At 63.3% G+C, this 16,996-nt stretch carries 14 protein-coding genes, 1 tRNA gene and 1 pseudogene; 11 read left to right on the top strand and 5 right to left on the bottom strand.

The genetic code is table 11. The features are described from left to right. Nucleotides 1–19: 19 nt before the first annotated feature. Nucleotides 20–1,552, bottom strand: a complete 1,533-nt coding sequence (locus AD664_RS20120; RefSeq protein WP_053149053.1) for an FAD-dependent oxidoreductase — start codon at nt 1,550–1,552, stop codon at nt 20–22. 138 nt (nt 1,553–1,690) lie between these two features. Between AD664_RS20120 and AD664_RS20115 the strand changes: the two genes are divergently transcribed. The 3 genes from AD664_RS20115 (at nt 1,691) to AD664_RS20110 (ending at nt 3,888) form a co-directional block, all read left to right on the top strand. Beyond that, entirely contained in the window at nt 1,691–2,251 is a 561-nt protein-coding gene (locus AD664_RS20115) for a YbhB/YbcL family Raf kinase inhibitor-like protein (RefSeq protein WP_053149050.1), read from the top strand. A 121-nt stretch (nt 2,252–2,372) separates the two neighbouring features. Then, nucleotides 2,373–2,540 carry a hypothetical protein gene (locus AD664_RS27695; RefSeq protein WP_172679743.1) on the top strand — a complete coding sequence of 56 codons (168 nt, stop codon included), beginning with the start codon at nt 2,373–2,375 and terminating at the stop codon, nt 2,538–2,540. Between the two features lie 34 nt (nt 2,541–2,574). Further along, nucleotides 2,575–3,888, top strand: coding sequence for an MFS transporter (locus AD664_RS20110; protein ID WP_053149047.1), 1,314 nt, complete (start codon nt 2,575–2,577; stop codon nt 3,886–3,888). A gap of 38 nt (nt 3,889–3,926) precedes the next feature. On the opposite strand, the gene AD664_RS20105 is transcribed toward AD664_RS20110, so the two are convergent. Next, nucleotides 3,927–4,805 carry a LysR family transcriptional regulator gene (locus AD664_RS20105; protein WP_053148999.1) on the bottom strand — a complete coding sequence of 293 codons (879 nt, stop codon included), beginning with the start codon at nt 4,803–4,805 and terminating at the stop codon, nt 3,927–3,929. A gap of 107 nt (nt 4,806–4,912) precedes the next feature. On the opposite strand from AD664_RS20105, the pseudogene AD664_RS20100 reads away from it, so the two are divergent. The 5 genes and pseudogenes from AD664_RS20100 (at nt 4,913) to AD664_RS20080 (ending at nt 9,770) form a co-directional block, all read left to right on the top strand. Then, a pseudogene (locus AD664_RS20100) lies at nt 4,913–5,913 on the top strand (zinc-dependent alcohol dehydrogenase family protein). A gap of 176 nt (nt 5,914–6,089) precedes the next feature. Continuing rightward, nucleotides 6,090–6,671 (top strand): hypothetical protein, encoded by a 582-nt coding sequence (locus AD664_RS20095; protein WP_053148997.1) that lies wholly within the window; start codon nt 6,090–6,092, stop codon nt 6,669–6,671. Between the two features lie 140 nt (nt 6,672–6,811). Next, the gene (locus tag AD664_RS20090) at nt 6,812–8,482 is read left to right on the top strand and encodes a VWA domain-containing protein (RefSeq protein WP_053148996.1); all 1,671 of its coding nucleotides are present in this window, start codon (nt 6,812–6,814) and stop codon (nt 8,480–8,482) included. Between the two features lie 104 nt (nt 8,483–8,586). After that, nucleotides 8,587–9,159: an RNA polymerase sigma factor gene (locus AD664_RS20085; protein WP_053148994.1), complete on the top strand. Its 573-nt coding sequence runs from the start codon at nt 8,587–8,589 to the stop codon at nt 9,157–9,159. After that, a complete protein-coding gene (locus tag AD664_RS20080) occupies nt 9,156–9,770 on the top strand; it encodes a hypothetical protein (RefSeq protein ID WP_053148992.1) in 615 nt (204 codons plus the stop codon). Before AD664_RS20085 ends, AD664_RS20080 begins: the two co-directional genes overlap by 4 nt. 64 nt (nt 9,771–9,834) lie before the next feature. Here the strand turns inward: AD664_RS20080 and AD664_RS20075 are convergent. Then, nucleotides 9,835–9,911, bottom strand: a tRNA-Arg gene (locus tag AD664_RS20075). Between the two features lie 349 nt (nt 9,912–10,260). On the opposite strand from AD664_RS20075, the gene gabD reads away from it, so the two are divergent. From gabD to AD664_RS20060, 3 genes are all read left to right on the top strand, one after another. Beyond that, nucleotides 10,261–11,703 carry an NADP-dependent succinate-semialdehyde dehydrogenase gene (gabD, locus tag AD664_RS20070; protein WP_042731650.1) on the top strand — a complete coding sequence of 481 codons (1,443 nt, stop codon included), beginning with the start codon at nt 10,261–10,263 and terminating at the stop codon, nt 11,701–11,703. 171 nt (nt 11,704–11,874) lie between these two features. Continuing rightward, nucleotides 11,875–13,152, top strand: a complete 1,278-nt coding sequence (gabT, locus tag AD664_RS20065; protein ID WP_042731651.1) for a 4-aminobutyrate--2-oxoglutarate transaminase — start codon at nt 11,875–11,877, stop codon at nt 13,150–13,152. A gap of 129 nt (nt 13,153–13,281) precedes the next feature. Beyond that, complete coding sequence (locus AD664_RS20060) at nt 13,282–14,496, top strand: HDOD domain-containing protein (RefSeq protein WP_053148990.1); 1,215 nt, start codon at nt 13,282–13,284, stop codon at nt 14,494–14,496. Nucleotides 14,497–14,519: 23 nt separating this feature from the next. Here AD664_RS20060 and AD664_RS20055 read toward each other — a convergent pair whose 3' ends face one another. Further along, nucleotides 14,520–15,509, bottom strand: a complete 990-nt coding sequence (locus AD664_RS20055; RefSeq protein ID WP_053148988.1) for a sensor domain-containing diguanylate cyclase — start codon at nt 15,507–15,509, stop codon at nt 14,520–14,522. Nucleotides 15,510–15,807: 298 nt separating this feature from the next. Further along, a complete protein-coding gene (gene desA, locus AD664_RS20050; protein ID WP_053148986.1) occupies nt 15,808–16,992 on the bottom strand; it encodes a delta-9 fatty acid desaturase DesA in 1,185 nt (394 codons plus the stop codon). Nucleotides 16,993–16,996: the final 4 nt, after the last annotated feature.

The following is a 16,996-nucleotide window of genomic DNA, read 5'->3' as shown; positions in this document are numbered from 1 at the left end:
GGGGTAGATGTGGGCAAGCCTACGACGAAAAATCCCGCACCAGTCGCCAGGCCTCGTCCACCGGCAACGGTTGTTTCATGCGCTGTGCCAATGCCGCCATGGCCCGGCCTTCGTCGCACGCCACGACGGCGGCCACGAGGCCGTTCTTGCCCAACAGGGCGATGAAGGGGGGATGTTCCGGCGTGCCCTTGAATTCCACCTCGTCCCAGTGTTCGGCGTGGCCGAGGTAGTCATAGCGTTTGCCGAAGTGATAGGTCCAGAAGAACGGCACGTCCAGGTAATGCTCGTCGCCACCGAGCATGTTCGCGGCGGCGATGCGCGCATGTTGCTGGGCCAGCCGCCAATGCTCGATGCGTTGGGGCTGACCGTTGAGGGGAAAGGTCGCAATATCGCCGACGGCCCACAATCCATCCGCCACCCGCATACTCGCATCAACGCTCAGTGACAGGTCCGGTTGCCGTGGCAGGTCGGCAAACGGCTCGGTGGCCGGGCGCACGCCGACGCCGATGATCACCAGGTCGGCGGCCAGACGCTGGCCGTTATCCAGGACCACGGCTTCGACCTTGTGCGCGCCCTCGATTCCGGCCGCTTCGCCGTCGGTGCGGTACACCACGCCATTGGCCTGGTGCAGGGCGAGGATCGCCTTGCCGACGCTTTCGCCCAACTGTGCGGCAAAGGGCACCGGGTGCCGGGCCACGACGGTGACCTCCAATTCGCGTTTGCGCAGGGAGGAGGCGACCTCCATGGCAATGAAACTGTCGCCGATGATCACCGCTCGCTGCCCGGGTCGGACCGTGTCGAGAATCTGCCGGGCGTGGGCGATCGAGCGCAGCACGAACACCTGCGGCAGATCGATGCCGGGCAGCGCGGGGGTCTTCGGCTCCCCGCCCGTGGCAATGAGCGCGGCATCGTAGTCCAGGCGCCGGCCGTCTGCGAGCTGGATCTGTCGGGCATGGGGGTCAAGATGGGTGACCTCGCCATGGAGCCGTTCGATGCGTTGCTGCGTGAAGTAAGTTTCATCGCGCAGCGGCACTGTCTCGTTGACGGCCATGTCGCCGGCCAACACGTACTTGCTCAGTACCGTGCGGTCGTAGCTGGCTTCGGCCTCTCGGTCGATCAACAGGATTCGGCCGCCAAATCCCTTCTCCCGCAACGCCGCCGCGCCTGCCGTGCCGGCTGCACCGGCGCCGATGATGACGAAGGTGCGAGGGTCGTCGGCGGGCGGAGTTTTATCGGCCGGCAGCGGTTGGTCGTCGACCCAGACATCGGCGCCGCGCACCTCGACGTGATAACGGGCCAGGCTGTCGAGGGCCGGCGGTTCGCACAGGGCGCCGTCTTCGAGGCGAAACGCCGCCTTGTGCCAAGGGCAGATCAGCCTTCCATGGCACACCGCACCTTTGGCCAGCGGTGCGCCGGCGTGCGGGCATTTGCCCTGGAAAGCCCGCACCTGATCGCCTGAGCGCAGCAGCAGGATGGATGTTTCTCCGAGTTTGACTTCGAGGCCGCGGTCTTCGCGCACATCGGCGAAGCGGGCGACTTGATGCATAGGCATGGTCGTTCTCCGGCAGGCATTTGCCGTTGGAGTCTCAGGATCTGAACGAGGTTCAGCGTAATTGTCACTGCAACCGGATGGGCGCTGCGGCTATAGTTCGCAGGCCGTCCATGGCCTGATCCGCATAAGGTGCCCGGTATGACCCGATTGAACTCCCTGACTCCCTGGCTGGCGGCCGTCGCCCTGGTGCTGTGCGCACAAGGCGTTGCCCAGGCCGAAGAGCGCTTCACGCTCAACATCCCCGGTGTGTCGGACGACCGCCTCTTCACCGCCGCCGCGGCCAGTGACGCCAACAACTGTGGCGGAAAGAACATTTCCCCGGCCCTGAGCTGGAACGCCGGCCCGCCCGGTACCCTCAGCTATGCCATCGTCATGTTGGACCCGGACGGTCAACGTGGCCAGGGCGTCGACCATTGGGTCCATTACGGCATCAAGGCCTCCACGCGGCAGATTCCGGCCGGCGCCGGCACCAAGGCCACGCTGGAAGGCATGAGCGGCATCAACAGCAAGAACACCCGTGGCTACATCGGTCCGTGCCCACCCATTGGTGACAGCGCGCATCATTACCTGATCCAGCTCTTCGCCCTGGACTTGCCGCCGGATGCCTTGCCCACGGGCCTGACGCGCGCCCAGTTGATGGAAAAAATCAACGGCCATGTCCTGCGCAACAGCAGCGTCGTGCGGCGCTACCACCGCTGATCAGCCCGTGCGAGGGAATTTATCGGAGGGGCCAGAGCGGCCCCCCGAACCTCAAGATTGGCATCACGGACCAAAAGCGAGCACTATCGAGGCCCATGTTCACTCATGCCGGAGGATGGCGATGACGCAGAAACCCGACGGCATCGCCCGCCTCAAGAACTGCCCTACCAAGGGCGATGAAATACGCCGGGCCATCGCCCAGAGCCGCAAGGACTTCCTGCCCGCCGATGAGGCCGACGAAGCCGAAGTGGCCGCGCCGGCCCAACCCGTGGACCCTCGCGACAGCTGAGCCGTCGCCCTTTCCCAACTGTTCAAATCTGCCCATGACTGCCAACACTCATTTACCAGGCGAGCGATTCAGCCGATCCGACTACAAGACCCTAGGCCTCGCTGCCCTGGGCGGGGCGCTGGAAATCTACGACTTCATCATTTTCGTGTTCTTCGCCCTGACCCTCAGCCAGTTGTTCTTTCCCCCGGAAATGCCCGATTGGCTGCGCTTGCTGCAAAGCTTCGGGATCTTTGCCACCGGCTACCTGGCCCGGCCTCTGGGCGGCATTCTCATGGCGCACTTCGCTGATCGGCTGGGGCGCAAGCGGGTGTTCAGCCTGAGCATCCTGATGATGGCCTTGCCCTGCCTGCTCATCGGGGTGATGCCGACCTACGCGCAAATCGGCTATTTCGCCCCGTTGCTATTGTTGGCGTTGCGCATCCTGCAGGGCGCCGCGGTGGGCGGCGAAGTTCCCAGCGCCTGGGTGTTCGTGGCCGAGCACGCGCCGCTGCATCATCGCGGCTACGCGCTGGGCTTCCTCCAGGCCGGGCTGACGTTCGGCTACTTGCTGGGCGCCCTGACGGCCACCGCGCTGGCGCGGATCTACACACCGCAGGAGATTCTCGATTACGCCTGGCGCCTGCCGTTCCTGCTGGGCGGCCTCTTTGGCGTGATCGGCGTCTGGCTGCGCCGCTGGCTGAGCGAAACGCCGATCTTCATGGCGTTGCAGGCCAATCGCGAAGGGGCGGCTGAACTGCCGTTGCGCACGGTCCTGCGCGAGCACCGCCAGGCCTTGCTGCCCGCTGTCATCCTGACTTGCGTGCTGACGTCCGCCGTGGTGGTGTTCGTGGTCATCACCCCCACCGTAATGCAGAAAAGCTTCGGCCTGACCCCCGGCCACACCTTCGCCCTGAGCAGCCTGGGCATCGTCTTTCTGAACATCGGCTGCGTCCTGGCCGGGCTCATCGTCGACCGCATCGGTGCCTGGCGCACCGTCATGCTCTACAGCCTGTTGCTGCCCCTGGGCATCGCCGTGCTCTACGCCAGCCTGATCAGCGGCAGCGCCTGGCTGGGCCTGGCGTACGCCATCGCCGGCCTGGGCTGTGGCGTGGTCGGTGCGGTGCCTTCGGTGATGGTGAGCCTGTTCCCGGCGAACATCCGTGTGTCCGGTATTTCGTTCACCTACAACATCGCCTATGCGTTGTGGGCCAGCATGACGCCGTTGCTGCTGATTGCGCTGGTGCCGTGGAGCCCGTGGGTGTGCGTGGGGTATAGCGTGGTGATGGGGGCGGTGGGCGTCGCGGCGGCGATGTATTTCTCGCGTCGTCCCATGACGTCGGCGCAGCCTTCATTGGCCTGTGATGCCTAGTTTTGCCCAGGCGCCTGCGCAGGTTGGGTGACCGGCCTTCAAAGGCGTTCACGCAAGAAGTCCACGAAAGCCCGGGTGCGTGCCGAGCGGCGTCGATCCTGGCTGAAGACGGCATGGATGGGCAATGCCATTGGCAGATAATGGGTAAGCACGTTGGTCACGGTTCCCTGGCGAACGTCGGCGGCGAACAACCAGTGTGGCGAAAGCGAAAGCCCTAAGCCGGCAAGCACCATTTCCCGGATCGCTTCGCTGCTGTTGCTGGTGACGTTGCCCTTGATCGTCACGTGATGGGGCTCGCCAAGGTGGTCGAACTGCCAGACGTCATAATGCTCCAGCAGGGTAAACCCCAGACAGTTATGGCGGCTCAGGTCGGACGGTTCGAGTGGCGTGCCGTGCCGTTGCAAATAGGTGGGGGAGGCATACACCTGGCGCGTGCTCTCGCCGAGCTTCACGGCGACCAGCCCTTCGTGTTTGACCTGGCCGATACGGATGGCCACGTCGATATTTTCCTTCAGCACGTCCTCCTGTTGATCGCTCAGCCTCAGGTCGATCCGAACCTGTGGATGACGCGCCAGGAAGTCACCGATCAAAGGTGCAATGCATAACCGTCCGAAACTCACCGGCGCCGCCACGCGCAGCGGGCCGGCGACCTGCTCCTGTCCGCTGGCGAAACTGAGCCGGGCAGTGTCCAGGCTGGCGAGGATGTCCTTGCTTTGGGCATAGAAGCGCTGGCCTTGGTCGGTCAGCGCCAGATGGCGGGTGCTGCGAGCAAACAGCGCCCCACCCAGATGTTTCTCCAATCCGCGGATCTGCTTGCTCACCGCCGGTTGACCCAGGTTCAGTTCCCTGGCGACGGCCGAGAACGAGCCGCGTTCCACCACCCGTACGAACACCTGCATTGCCTCGAACAGATCCATGGGATTTGGCCTTTATGAGGAATAAATCCTATCCATTATTGCTTACTTATCGGAATGCTTCGGCGCTCGCACTATAAACCTACCCACTCATTGGAGGTTTACCCGTCATGAACAACACCATGTCTGCTGCCATTGCCGAAGTTGCCCAGGCGCCGCTGGCCGTGCGCTTCATTCCCCGGCCTGTTCCGGGTAATGGACAGGTCCTGATCAAGGTTCAAGCTGTAGGAATCAATCCGCTGGACACCAAGATCGCGACAGGCGGTGGTGCCCATGCTCGTCAGCCGCTGCCCGCTGTATTGGGAATTGACCTGGCCGGGACGGTGCTGGAGCTGGGCGAGGGCGTGGATGACTTTATTCCCGGCCAGGAGGTCTTCGGCATGGCGGGCGGTATCGGTGGTGCCCAGGGTGCCCTGGCCGAATACATTGTCGTCGATGCTCGCCTGATCGCCCCCAAACCCGCTTCACTGAGCATGCGGGAAGCAGCGGCACTGCCGCTGGTCTTCATCACGGCTTGGGAAGGGCTGGTGGATCGGGCCAACGTCCGGGCCGGCCAGCAAGTGCTGATCCATGGTGGCGCGGGAGGTGTCGGTCAAATGGCTGTGCAGATTGCCAAGGCGCGAGGTGCGCAGGTGTATGCCACCGGCTCGATCGCCAGCCTGGATTTCATTCGCGAACTGGGCGCGACGGCCATTGACTACCGGTCCGAGGACACTGCCAGCTACGTACGCCTGCACACCGATGGCGAAGGCTTCGACATCGTGTATGACACCGTCGGCGGCTCGACCCTGGACGCGTCGTTCAACGCGGTGAAGACCTACACCGGCCACGTCCTCAGTTGCCTGGGCTGGGGACAACACAGCCTGGCGCCATTGTCGTTTCGTGGCGCGAGCTATTCCGGCGTCTTCACCTTGATGCCCTTGCTGACCGGCAAAGGCCGCGAGCGCCATGGCCAGATCTTGCGGGAGGCGGCAAAGCTGGTTGAGGCCGGGAAGCTGCGGATCAAGGTCGATCCACGCGGTTTGGCCTGGGCCAGGTCAATGACGCGTTTGCGCAAGTGGCCGAAGGGCGCGGGCAAGGGAAAACGGTGGTGGAAATTGGCGTCGAATGATTGGATCCCCCGTTGTGGGTCATGTGCCAGGAAAAGCTTCGGTCCCTGACGACCGGGGCCCTGGCCTCTGGGGAGGAGCGTCTTGGCAACACAGTCCGGTAACCAGCTTGAGAAGCCCTCCAGACTCCGTAGAATCCGCCGCGTTTACAATCCACTCTTCAAGGACGAATCCTGATATGCGTTTTCTCGCCACATTCCTGACCCTCTGCTTCCTGGCGGGCTGTGCCTCCAAGCCTGATTACTACATTTCTCCCGCGCCGGTCGCGATCCCCAAGACAGCCACCTACTGGATCGACACCTTCAACGTTGAAGTCGTCGGCAAGAATGAACGCTTCCTGCCTGACGAAACCGTTCGCGAGCAATTGAACAGCGATCTGGTCCTGCGCCTGCTCGATGCCCATCGCTATGCCTCCAGCCGGGAAACAGCGGACTATCTGCTGGACGTGAACACCGTTTACGCGCGCCGCATCCAGGACACCCAGGGCGGCTTCATGAACAAGATCGTTGCCGACGGTACGTACCTTGCCAGCGTTGATTTCAGCTATCAGGTCAAAGTGAAGAAGGACGGCGCCGAGGTGTTGCACTTTGCCCAGGCCCGTGAGGGACTGATGCCGGCCGGGGCGATGGGGCAAATGCAAAACATGAAGAGCATGCTGGGCGCGCTGACCAACAAGGGGAACTCCGATGTGGAGGGTTACTATACCGGCGTGTTGAGCCGCTTTATCGTCGATGATCTGCAAGCCATTCCCTCTCGCTAGCCGTGTCTTGCGCCTGGACATCCTGGGTGACCAGGCGCTGCTGTTTCACCCCACAAAAAAATTTTGCCGTCCTTAACCCGAACCGAAAATCCTCCTCGTCTGAGCTTGTGAACGGATCATCCACTCACGAGGTTCTGCCCATGTCTCGTCCATTCCCCTTCCTGCGTCCTGCTGCCCAGGGCTTCGCCGTGACCTTATTGGTTTCGCTGGCCGGTTGTGGGTTGTCGTCACGGGAGACCGCCGGCCCCGCCTCCGTGGCCGACAAGCCTGAGCTGCAACGCGAGGCGGCCGCCGTGCAGCCCTCCGTGGCCAAGTACAGGATCGCGCCAGCCCCGATGCCTTCGCCGATGGTGGCGAGTGATGCAATGGCCCCGGACTACCGCAGCGAGCCGCGCGAACAGTATGAAAAACTGCCGGACAACCCGATCCACAGCGTCGCCGAAACGCCGGTCTCGACCTTCAGCGTGGATGTCGACACCGGCAGCTACGCCAATGTGCGCCGTTTCCTCAACCAGGGCAGCCTGCCGCCGGAAGGGGCGGTGCGGCTGGAGGAAATGGTCAACTACTTTCCCTACACCTACGCGCTGCCCACCGATGGTTCGCCTTTTGGCGTGACCACCGAAGTGGCTCCGTCGCCGTGGAACCCGCACACCCGGCTGCTGCGCATTGGCATCAAGGCATCCGACCGCGCCGTGGCTGACCTGGCGCCGGCCAACCTGGTGTTCCTGGTGGATGTTTCCGGCTCCATGGACCGCCGCGAAGGCCTGCCGCTGGTCAAGAGCACGCTGAAGCTGCTGGTGGATCAACTGCGCGACCAGGACCGGGTCTCTCTGGTGGTGTATGCCGGCGAATCCCGAGTGGTGCTCAAGCCCACGTCTGGACGTGAAAAGGCCACCCTCCGCAACGCCATCGATCAATTGAACGCCGGTGGTGCGACCGCCGGAGCCTCGGGCATCGAGCTGGCCTACCAGATGGCGCGGGAGAGCTTCATCGACAACGGCATCAATCGCATCCTGCTGGCCACCGACGGCGACTTCAACGTCGGCATCAGCGACTTCGACAGCCTCAAGCAGATGGCTGTGGACCAGCGCAAGAGCGGCATTTCCCTCACCACCCTGGGTTTCGGCGTGGACAACTACAACGAGCACCTGATGGAGCAACTGGCGGATGCGGGGGATGGTAACTACGCCTACATCGATAACCTGCTCGAAGCGCGCAAGGTGTTGGTGGACCAGCTCAGCTCGACCCTGGCCGTGGTGGCCCGGGACGTGAAGTTGCAGGTGGAGTTCAACCCCGCCCAGGTCAGCGAATACCGCTTGCTGGGCTATGAGAACCGGGCGCTCAAGCGTGAGGATTTCAACAACGACAAGGTCGATGCCGGTGAGATCGGTGCCGGGCATACGGTCACGGCGCTCTACGAAATCGTGCCCAAGGGCGAGAAGGGCTGGTTGGAACCGCTGCGCTATGCCAACCCGCAGGCAAAGAAGGAAGGCACGTCCGGGGAAATGGCGATGCTGCGTGTGCGCTACAAGCCCGCTGAAGGCGGCAGCAGCCGGCTGATCGAGCACCCGATCGCCAGCGCGCAGGCCGAAGACAAGGCCAGCGATGACCTGCGGTTCGCGGCGGCCGTGGCGGCGTTTGCGCAGCAGCTCAAGGGAGATGGGCGCTACACTGGGTCGATGAGCTTGAAGGACACCGCGCAACTGGCCCGCGCTGCCCGCGGTGACGACCCGTTCGGGTTGCGCGCCGAGTTCGTGCAACTGGTCGAGCTCGCCCAGAGCCTCAAGCCCGAGGTCAAGCGCGGCTCCTGAAGAGTCATGGGATCAACCTGTGGAAGCCGGGCTTGCCCGGCTTCCACAATGGATCGGAGTTGTTTGCAGGATCGCATTTCAATTGGAAGGAGTCCGCCGCCCAAATGCCCACCCCGATTGACTCAGTCAGCGACGAATCGTTGCTGACCCGCTACCGCAACGGTGATGGCGCCAGTTTTGAGATCCTGTATGCGCGGCATCGGCAGGGGCTTTACCGTTTCCTCGTGTCCTTGAGCAACAAGGCCGAGCTGGCCGAGGAAGTGTTCCAGGACACCTGGCTGAGCCTGATTCGCAGCGCGACCCAGCCACAAGGCCGGGCGAGCTTTCGAACCTGGTTGTTCCAGATTGCCCGTAATCGCCTGATCGACCACTGGCGCAAGCATGGCGTTCATAATCCACTGCATGACAGCTACGACGAACAGCTACACGTCCAACCCGACGACACCGCCAGCCCCGAGCGACAGTTGAGCCTGAGTCGCGACCACGCGCGTCTGGAGGCCGCCTTGCAAGCCTTGCCCGAGGACCAGCGTGAGGTCTTCCTGTTGCGCCTGCATGGCGACCTTGAATTGCCGCAGATCGCCGCCCTGACCGGCGTCCCGTTGGAAACGGTAAAGAGCCGTTTGCGTTACGCCCAGCAGAAGTTGCAGCGACTGCTGGCCGAGGAGGTACCCGCATGATCGATTCCCGACAGACCCCGGATCCCGCCGACGAAGCGCTGATCGAGCATTTCCGCCAATACACCCGCGGCGAGCCGCCGACGTCCATGGATGCCTTCATCCTGGCCGCTGCCCAACGCGAAGCCCCTCAGCCACGGCCAGGTTTGTGGAAGCGATGGTGGCTGGCCTGCCAACGACCGCGCTGGCAGATGGCGTTCGCCACGGTGGCAGGTGTCGCGCTGATGATCGGCCTGGTGCTGCGCTCGCCGGTACCCCAGCAAGAACTGGCCGCGCCGGCCTCGCTGGACGAGTCCGCAAGCCAGGCCCCCGTCGTGGCCGCCGCGCCCGCGAAGCCGGCCCCCGCGCCGATGGCCCGCACCGCCCCCCAGGCCGAAATGGCCCTGGCACCAGCGCCGGCGAGCCCTGTGCAGTCCCTGGCGGACGAGCCCAAGGCCCGGATGAGCAAGTCCGCGGCCGTTGCCCCAGCGTCCCTGGAACAAGGCCTGCAGGAAATACTGCGCTTGCGTCGGGCAGGAGACACCAAGGCGGCGGATGAAAAGCTGCTGGCGCTGCACAAGCGCTTCCCCAAGGAAGACTTGCCGGCCCGGCTGGAGGCGTTGCAAAAGCGTTGAGTGACCCAAACGCCCACAAAAAAAAGCCCCACGTCTTGCGACGTGGGGCTTTTGATCATCTGTATGGCGCACCAGGCGGGATTCGAACCCACGACCCCTGCCTTCGGAGGGCAGTACTCTATCCAGCTGAGCTACTGGTGCAGCGCGGGCGCCATGATACTCATATGCTGGGCGGGCGTCCATGCTGCTGATTTGCCGTTGTTTTCCCAAGGCTGGGCGGGCGTCGGCTACGCTGATCAGAAAAAACGGACAAATGGCGGTTTTTCGTTCTTTTTTTCGAACAGCCTATTGTCCTCTCCCCCTATCGGCCCTAGGATTCGTTTGAGATTTCAAACGCTCTTGTCTGGGTGCTGAACCGCACGTCTATGCTTATGTGCGTTATTTCTGTGCTTCAGCCCGGTGGATGATTTCCCTGACGGCAGCCCATAAGGCGCCTTTCTACAACTCTAATTCGCTCCGCGTGCGCGCGGTGCTGTTAAGGAAAGCCGACATGCAGCTTAAAGACACCCAGTTGTTCCGCCAGCAAGCCTTTATCGATGGCGCTTGGGTCGATGCGGACAATGGTCAGACGATCAAGGTCACCAACCCGGCAACGGGCGAAGTGCTGGGCACGGTGCCGAAAATGGGCGCTGCCGAAACCCGCCGCGCGATCGAAGCCGCCGACAAGGCGCTGCCGGCCTGGCGTGCGCTGACCGCCAAGGAGCGCGCCAACAAGCTGCGCCGCTGGTACGAATTGCTGATCGAAAACCAGGACGACCTGGGTCGCCTGATGACCCTGGAGCAGGGCAAGCCCCTGGCCGAAGCCAAGGGTGAGATCGTCTATGCCGCGTCCTTCATCGAGTGGTTCGCCGAAGAGGCCAAGCGCATCTACGGTGACGTGATTCCTGGCCACCAGCCCGACAAGCGCCTGATCGTGATCAAGCAGCCGATCGGCGTGACCGCGGCCATTACCCCGTGGAACTTCCCGGCGGCGATGATCACCCGCAAGGCCGGCCCAGCTCTGGCCGCCGGCTGCACCATGGTCATCAAGCCGGCTTCGCAAACCCCGTTCTCGGCCCTGGCCCTGGTGGAGCTGGCGCACCGTGCCGGCATTCCGCAAGGCGTGCTGAGCGTGGTCACCGGCAGTGCCGGCGACATCGGCGGCGAGCTGACCAGCAACCCGATCGTGCGCAAACTGTCCTTCACCGGTTCGACCGAGATCGGTCGCCAACTGATGGCCGAATGCGCCCAGGACATCAAGAAAGTCTCCCTGGAGCTGGGCGGCAACGCGCCGTTCATCGTGTTCGACGACGCGGACCTGGATAAGGCCGTCGAGGGCGCGATCATTTCCAAGTACCGCAACAACGGCCAGACCTGCGTCTGCGCCAACCGCCTGTACATTCAGGATTCGGTGTACGACGCGTTCGCCGAGAAACTCAAGGCCGCGGTGGCCAAGCTCAAGATCGGCAACGGTCTGGAAGACGGCACCACCACCGGTCCGTTGATCGACGAGAAAGCCGTCGCCAAGGTCCAGGAGCACATCGCCGATGCCGTCGGCAAAGGCGCGACCGTACTGGCCGGTGGCAAGGCGATGGAAGGCAACTTCTTCGAGCCGACCATCCTGACCAACGTCCCGAAAACCGCTGCCGTGGCCAAGGAAGAGACCTTCGGCCCGCTGGCACCGCTGTTCCGCTTCAAAGACGAAGCCGAAGTGATCGCGATGTCCAACGACACCGAGTTCGGCCTGGCCTCGTACTTCTATGCCCGTGACCTGGGCCGTGTGTTCCGCGTGGCCGAGGCCCTGGAATACGGCATGGTCGGCGTCAACACCGGGTTGATTTCCAACGAAGTCGCGCCGTTCGGCGGCATCAAGGCTTCGGGCCTGGGCCGTGAAGGCTCCAAGTACGGCATCGAGGATTACCTGGAAATCAAATACCTCTGCCTGGGTATCTGATCCTGCTGCAAGCGCAAAGGGCACGAGAGCGCTGTCCTTTGCGTGTTCCACCTGTTCTGTTTCTTGTGGCCGGAACGCTGCGGCAGTCGATCATCGCATGCTGTCGCAGTTGCCTCCCCGCCATGTATTCCTTGGACTACGCCGACCGATGAGCGGCGAATGAGGACTGTAATGAGCAAGACTAACGCTGACCTGATGGCCCGTCGTACCGCTGCCGTTCCACGTGGCGTCGGCCAGATCCACCCGATCTTCGCTGAATCGGCGAAGAACGCCACGGTAACCGACGTTGAAGGCCGTGAATTCATCGACTTCGCCGGTGGTATCGCCGTGCTCAACACCGGCCACGTGCACCCGAAAATCATCGCCGCCGTGACCGACCAGCTGAACAAGCTGACCCACACCTGCTTCCAGGTCCTGGCCTACGAGCCGTACGTGGAACTGTGCGAAAAAATCAACGCCAAGGTGCCCGGCGATTTCGCCAAGAAAACCCTGTTGGTAACCACCGGTTCCGAAGCGGTGGAGAACGCCGTGAAGATCGCCCGCGCCGCCACCGGCCGTGCCGGCGTGATCGCCTTCACCGGCGCTTACCACGGCCGTACCATGATGACCCTGGGCCTGACCGGCAAGGTTGTACCGTATTCGGCCGGCATGGGCCTGATGCCTGGCGGCATTTTCCGCGCGTTGTACCCGAACGAACTGCACGGCGTGAGCATCGACGATTCCATCGCCAGCATCGAGCGCATCTTCAAGAACGACGCCGAGCCGCGTGACATCGCTGCAATCATCATCGAGCCGGTGCAGGGCGAGGGTGGTTTCTATGTCGCGCCGAAGGAGTTCATGAAGCGCCTGCGCGCCCTGTGCGACCAGCACGGCATCCTGCTGATTGCTGACGAAGTGCAGACCGGCGCCGGCCGTACCGGCACCTTCTTCGCCATGGAGCAGATGGGCGTTGCGGCTGACCTGACCACGTTCGCCAAGTCCATTGCTGGCGGCTTCCCACTGGCCGGCGTTTGCGGCAAGGCCGAGTACATGGACGCCATCGCTCCGGGCGGCCTGGGCGGTACCTATGCCGGTAGCCCGATCGCCTGTGCGGCGGCGCTGGCGGTGATGCAAGTGTTCGAAGAAGAACACCTGCTGGACCGCTGCAAGGCCGTGGGCGAGCGCCTGGTGACTAGCCTCAAGGCAATGCAGAAGAAATACCCGGTCATCGGTGAAGTGCGTGCACTGGGGGCGATGATCGCTGTGGAGCTGTTCGAGGACGGCGATTCCCACAAGCCGAACGCCGCGGCTGTGGCCCAGGTCGTGGCCAAGGCGCGGGACAAGGGCCTGATCCTGCTGTCCTGCGGCACCTACGGCAACGTCCTGCGTGTGCTGGTGCCGCTGACCTCGCCGGATGAGCAACTGGACAAAGGCCTGGCAATCATCGAAGAGTGCTTGCGCGAACTCTGATTGTGGCTTGATTCACAAAAAACCCGCTTCGGCGGGTTTTTTCATGCCCGCCAAACGGTGTGGCCGCTTTTGAGCTGTCTGGAACGGCTGTCATTGGCTAAGGTGAAAGTATGGCAAGGGAGATGCGCAATGACTGCTGTGGTGTTACCCGCTGTACCGCGAGTGTTGATTGCCGAGGCTGATCCGGCCTCCCGGGAGTTGTTGGAGGAGGTGTTGTCACATGTGCGCTGTGACGCTCAGGTGGACAGCTGTAGCGATGGCCGGGAGGCGTTGGAGCTGCTGGGGCGCAATCCTTACGACCTGGTGGTAGCCGACTGGGAGTTGCCGGGTGTCGATGGCCTGAGCCTCTTGCGCGGCCTTCGCCAGCAACCCCGTACGCCCGTGCTGCCGTTCATCCTGATGAGTCGGCGCAATGACAGCGCCAGTGTGCGTGAGGTCTTGCCGCTGGCACCGACGGCCTACCTGAGCAAACCCCTGAACCGGGAAAACCTGATCCAGCGTTTGCAGGGATTGCTGCTGGGCGGCCCTGAAGCGGCGGACGCCGCGCCCACCCTGGAACCGGGCCTGACCCTGGCTGCCTTTCTCGAGCGTCGCCGGGACCAGTCCCAAGGCGCGCCATTGATGACCGACGTGCAAGTGGCGGTCAAGCGCAGCCTCAATCCCAAGGGGTTGGACCTGAAACAGTTGGAAGAAGAGATCCGCACGGACCCGCAGATCACCGCCGCGCTGATCGCGGCGGCCAACAGCGCGGCCCAGCATCAGAGTGGCGGCCCGGTGCAGACCGTGGCCCAGGCGCTGTACCAGCTGGGCAGCGGCCCGAGCATGAACCTGATCCTCGGCTTGACCCTCAAGCGTTGCGCCCGGCTCAGCGTTCCCGGCCTGGCGCATTACGCCGAGCGCTACTGGCAACTGTCGCTGTACACGGCCGAATACGCCCGGACGATCGCGCGATTGCTGGATTTGGAGCAGGAGCGCTGCTATTGCGCCGGGCTCTTGCATCGCTTGGGTGACCTGGCGGTGCTGCGTTGCCTGGAGGAATGGAAGCAGGCTGGCGGCGAGCTGGACGAGCCGGAGGAAGTGGGGGATTGCTTGGAACGGTTCGGTGCCGGCTTTGGCTCGGCGCTGCGGACCCGCTGGCGCCTGCCGTTGGAATTGCGCGAGTTGATCGCAGCGGTCTACGGATTGGGAGGCGGGGTGTATTCGCGCGAGGCGCTGGTGATGAACATGGCCGCGCAAATGGCCCGCCTGCCCGCGCACGAAGGGCTTGAGGAACTGGCACGGGGGCGCACGGCGCGTTTGCTGAAGGTCGGCTTGCCGGAGCTGACGCGCTTGCGCAAAAAGTAGCCTGCCGGCTCGCTCCCACAGGGTCAGGCGGCGATGATGCGGTTCTTGCCCTGGTGCTTGGCTTCGTACATGGCGGCGTCGGCACGGGCGAACAGGCTGTCGAGGCTCTGGTCTTCGGCCGTGATGCTGGTCAGGCCCTGGCTGACGGTGATGCCGAAGCTCTGCTCGCCGCTGCGGAACGTCAGGCGCTGGATTTCCCGTTGCAACCGCTCGGCCACCTGCAACGCCATGTCCGGGGCGCAGCCGGGGAACACGGCGGCGAACTCTTCACCGCCGATCCGGCCGAACAGATCGCCACGGCGCAGCACAGAACGACCGCTCTCGGCGATTCGCTGCAGCACCGTGTCGCCTTCCTGGTGGCCGTAGGTATCGTTGATCACCTTGAAGTCATCGATGTCCAGTAGCAGGAACGCCATGGGGATTCCCTGGAGCCGGGCCTGCTCGAACTCGCGGTGGGCACATTCGAAGAAGTGCCGGCGATTGCTGCTCTGGGTCAGCACATCGGTGGTCGCCAGGCGCTGCAGCTCACTTTCCAGCAACTTCTTTTCAGTGATGTCTTCGGCGATGCCGACCACGATCACCGGTTGCCCCGGTTCGGCCTGGCGATTGATGAAGCATTTGTCGCTCAACCAGCGGATTTGGCCATCGCCGGCGATGATCCGGTATTCACGGTCCTCGACGGCGCCCTTGACCAGGACTTCGGCCAGGCTTCGCTCGGCGTATTCCAGGTCGTCGGGATAGATCGCGTCGCGCCATTCGTTGAAATCGGCCAGGACCAGGCCGGCTGGGCGGCCGAAGATCCGTTCGTAGGCCGGGCTGACGTACAGCACTTGCCGGGTTTCCCAATTGAACGCCCAGAGCACGGCATTGACGCTCACCAACAGCGAACTGAACAACTGCTCACGTTCGCTCAAGCGCGCCACTTCACCCTGGGCGTGCATCAGCGCCATGAGCGTCTGGGCCGCCTCGGGCCAGTGAGGTAGGGATGAATCCTGTAGGTTCTTGTCGACCATCGGCACAAATCTCAAAGAGCGTGCACTGCTGAAGGTTCGCACGCGCTTTCTCCAAAGCCCGCCTGGATGGCGAAGTGCTCTTTGAGATAGGGGATTGTGGTCGAAGTTCCTTTTCAGGCGACGAAGGGCGGGGGCAGATTCAGGTCAGTCATGAGCGGCCATGGGTGAAACCTGTGGCGAGGGAGCTTGCTCCCGCTTGAGTGCGAAGCGCTCACAAGAAAGGGGCTGCTGCGCAGCCCAGCGGGAGCAAGCTCCCTCGCCACAAAAAAGCTTCTTTACGACCCTGGTATGAGGAATGTCAGGCCGTGGCAGGCCGCAGCGAATAGGTCTTGAGCTGGTCGGCAAAGTCGCGCAGGGACTGGATGCCGCTGGCCTCGGCTTCGTGGACCCAATCCTTGATGGCGGCGAGCATGTCGTGGCCGTTGCTGCTGGTCTTGATCCAGATCTGTTGCAGGGCCAGGCGTTTCTCGTAGATCACCTTCAACGCCTGGCTGTGTTCGAGCATGTTCTGGATGCGCAGGTGATGGCGGTCGTCCAGCAGGCTGGTTTCCCGCGACAGCAGGCGCTTGGCCCGGTGGAACTGGTGGCGCACGGAATGATCGACCTTTTCCAGCTCCTGCTTGACCAGCGGCGCGATGACCAGGCGACGGTACTGCGCCATGATCTGGAAGCGGTTATTGAGGATCGCCATGGCCGTGTCCATGTCCAGGTGCCCCTTGCCCTCGACCCGGTGGGCGATCGGCGCGACACGCTGGACCTTGGCCAGGCGCAGGAAACTGAAGACCTGGATCCAGGCCCAGCCCAGGTCGAACTCCCATTTGCGAACCGACAGCTTGGCCGAGTTGGGGTAGGTGTGGTGGTTGTTGTGCAGCTCTTCGCCGCCGATCAGGATGCCCCAGGGCACCAGGTTGGTCGCCGCGTCGCGGCATTCGAAGTTGCGGTAGCCCACGGCGTGGCCCAGGCCGTTGACCACGCCGGCGGCCCAGACCGGAATCCACATCATCTGGATGGCCCAGATGGTGATGCCGATGGTGCCGAACAGCAGCAGGTCGATGACGCCCATGATCGCGACACCCAGCAGCGGGAAGCGGCTGTAGAGATTGCGCTCGATCCAGTCGTCCGGGCAGTTCTTGCCGTAGATGCGCAGGGTTTCCGGGTTCTCGGCTTCGGCGCGGTACAGCTCGGCGCCCTTGCGCAGAACGGTGGACAAGCCCTTGATGACCGGGCTGTGGGGGTCATCGACGGTTTCGCACTTGGCGTGGTGCTTGCGGTGGATGGCGGTCCACTCGCGGGTGTTCTGGGCCGTGGTCAGCCACAGCCAGAAACGGAAGAAATGCTTGAGGCCGACGTTCAGCTCCAGGGAGCGATGCGCCGAATAACGGTGCAGGTAGACCGTGACGGCAATGATCGTGACATGGGTCATCAGCAGGGTGACTGCCACCAGCGACCAGGCTGACAAGCCAAGAAAACCTTCGTACCACATAGGC

Origin of the sequence: Pseudomonas sp. P97.38, from assembly GCF_001269745.1 — a bacterium.
GTDB lineage: Bacteria > Pseudomonadota > Gammaproteobacteria > Pseudomonadales > Pseudomonadaceae > Aquipseudomonas > Aquipseudomonas chlororaphis_E.
The sequence above is the reverse complement of the archived record's forward strand: the minus strand, read 5'-3'. Positions and strand labels throughout refer to the sequence as shown.

Coding starts and splice junctions, on each gene's coding strand:
- AD664_RS20120 (WP_053149053.1), bottom strand. CDS start 1,552: ATGCCTATGCATCAAGTCGCCCGCTTCGCCGATGTGCGCGAAGACCGC.
- AD664_RS20115 (WP_053149050.1), top strand. CDS start 1,691: ATGACCCGATTGAACTCCCTGACTCCCTGGCTGGCGGCCGTCGCCCTG.
- AD664_RS27695 (WP_172679743.1), top strand. CDS start 2,373: ATGACGCAGAAACCCGACGGCATCGCCCGCCTCAAGAACTGCCCTACC.
- AD664_RS20110 (WP_053149047.1), top strand. CDS start 2,575: ATGACTGCCAACACTCATTTACCAGGCGAGCGATTCAGCCGATCCGAC.
- AD664_RS20105 (WP_053148999.1), bottom strand. CDS start 4,805: ATGGATCTGTTCGAGGCAATGCAGGTGTTCGTACGGGTGGTGGAACGC.
- AD664_RS20095 (WP_053148997.1), top strand. CDS start 6,090: ATGCGTTTTCTCGCCACATTCCTGACCCTCTGCTTCCTGGCGGGCTGT.
- AD664_RS20090 (WP_053148996.1), top strand. CDS start 6,812: ATGTCTCGTCCATTCCCCTTCCTGCGTCCTGCTGCCCAGGGCTTCGCC.
- AD664_RS20085 (WP_053148994.1), top strand. CDS start 8,587: ATGCCCACCCCGATTGACTCAGTCAGCGACGAATCGTTGCTGACCCGC.
- AD664_RS20080 (WP_053148992.1), top strand. CDS start 9,156: ATGATCGATTCCCGACAGACCCCGGATCCCGCCGACGAAGCGCTGATC.
- gabD (WP_042731650.1), top strand. CDS start 10,261: ATGCAGCTTAAAGACACCCAGTTGTTCCGCCAGCAAGCCTTTATCGAT.
- gabT (WP_042731651.1), top strand. CDS start 11,875: ATGAGCAAGACTAACGCTGACCTGATGGCCCGTCGTACCGCTGCCGTT.
- AD664_RS20060 (WP_053148990.1), top strand. CDS start 13,282: ATGACTGCTGTGGTGTTACCCGCTGTACCGCGAGTGTTGATTGCCGAG.
- AD664_RS20055 (WP_053148988.1), bottom strand. CDS start 15,509: ATGGTCGACAAGAACCTACAGGATTCATCCCTACCTCACTGGCCCGAG.
- desA (WP_053148986.1), bottom strand. CDS start 16,992: ATGTGGTACGAAGGTTTTCTTGGCTTGTCAGCCTGGTCGCTGGTGGCA.